Origin of the sequence: Robiginitalea sp., assembly GCF_049588695.1 — a bacterium.
In the GTDB taxonomy this organism is placed as follows: domain Bacteria; phylum Bacteroidota; class Bacteroidia; order Flavobacteriales; family Flavobacteriaceae; genus Robiginitalea.
On the sequence record NZ_JBAVZJ010000405.1, the window covers coordinates 1 to 1,899 of the forward strand.

General features: G+C 45.5%; 1 pseudogene. It reads left to right on the top strand.

What is annotated here, in order from left to right:
* Window positions 1–1,899, top strand: a pseudogene (locus WBV75_RS09500) (translocation/assembly module TamB); the annotation flags it as partial.

Sequence of the window (1,899 nt, forward strand, 5' to 3'; positions counted from 1 at the left end):
CAGCTCGACAATGGCAAACCCAGGGCCCCCGGAACTCCTCCTTTTTATTTTTTCTCCGAAGGGTTGGAAGTCTACAGCAGCCGGTTTGTATTGCGGGATGACAACCTCGAAAATCCGGATATCCTCAATTTTACAGAGCTCAACATCGTCGCAGATAGTTTTTTGATCCAGGGCCCTGAGGTGCGAACTCGCATTGCCGATTTTGAGGTGCAAACCTCGAGAAACGTACGGGTGGAGAAACTCGCCACCGATTTTACGTACACACGTGAGAACATGGTTTTCGACTCACTTTATATCCGGACCCCAGGCTCGGAGCTCAAAGGGAACCTGCGCTTTGACTACAAACGGGAAGACCTGCCTGAATTTACGGACAAGGTACAGGTTACCGCGACTTTTGACGAATCTACCATTGCCCTGGATGAGATCAATCAATTCTACGGAGGTTTTGGGAAAGGGCGTACAGCACTACTCTCCACGTCCGTGTCCGGTACCCTGAATGATCTTCAATTGGATGATCTCCTGCTGGTTTCAGATAACACAGGGATACGGGGAAGCTTCAACTTTGACAATCTTTTTAACAAAGAGGAACCTTTTCAAATGGATGCCCGGATCCGGGATATCACAACGAGTTACTATCAGCTCAGGGGGTTGATGCCCGAGCTCTTCGGGAATTCCCTTCCGGAATTTCTAAAAACACTCGGACAATTTACCGTTCGAGGCCCCGCCCTGGTCACGGAGACTTCGGTGAGTACACAGGTCAACATTCAGAGTTCCCTGGGAAGTAGTTACGCCGACCTTAATCTAACCGGATTCGACGATATTGACAATGCCGAGTACACCGGGTTTGTCTCGCTTATCGATTTTGATCTCGGTCGATTTACCGGCACAAAGTCACTGGGTAAGACTACCGTAGATGTGAACGTGGAAGGCCAGGGTTTTTCCAAGGAAAAATTGAATACCGAAGTCATCGGACAGGTCTATACCTTTGTTTTTAACGGCTATGAGTATTCTGACATCGCCGTCTCCGGGATTCTGAAAGAGGAACTTTTTGATGGTTCTTTAAATAGCAAAGACCCGAATTTCATTTTTAATTTTACCGGTCTGGCTGATTTGGGAAGTGATGAGGACACCTTTAATTTTGTGGCCTCGGTAGACTATGCAGATCTGTATCGTTTAAATTTTGTCAAAGATTCGACCTCTACTTCTATTTTTAAAGGGGACGTTAATATGGATATCAGTGGTAATTCCCTGGACGAACTTAAGGGAGATATCCGCTTCAGCCAGACGAGTTTTCAGAATAATAACGATACTTATTACTTTAAAGATTTTAAAATCAGCTCGAGTTTAGATGCCGATTCCGTTCACACGATCACTATCAACTCCCCGGATATTATTACGGGCTATATGAGTGGAAAGTTCCGGATAGGGGAGTTGGGGAAGCTCTTCAAGAACTCTGTGGGAAGTATCTATACGAATTATCAGGCAGATACGGTCTCCGCAGGTCAGGAGCTCGCCTTTAATTTCCGAATTTACAATAAGATTGTCGAAGTGTTTTTCCCAGAGATCTCCTTTGGGCCGAATACCTTTGTCCGGGGAAATATCGTTGCAGATAAAAATGATTTTAAACTCAACTTCAGGTCCCCGGGTATTGAGGCCTTTGGGAATACCCTGGATACTATCGATATCCGTATCGACAATAAGAACCCCCTGTTTAATACTTATATATCTGTCCGGGATATCTCCACGGTATATTACGATTTAAAGGACTTTGAACTGATCAACACCACACTGGCAGACACGCTGTTCTTCCGAACAGAATTCAAGGGGGGGAGTCAGTACAATGACAGGTATAGCCTGAATTTTTACCACACTTTCGAAGGGGACAACAGGTCGGTTATC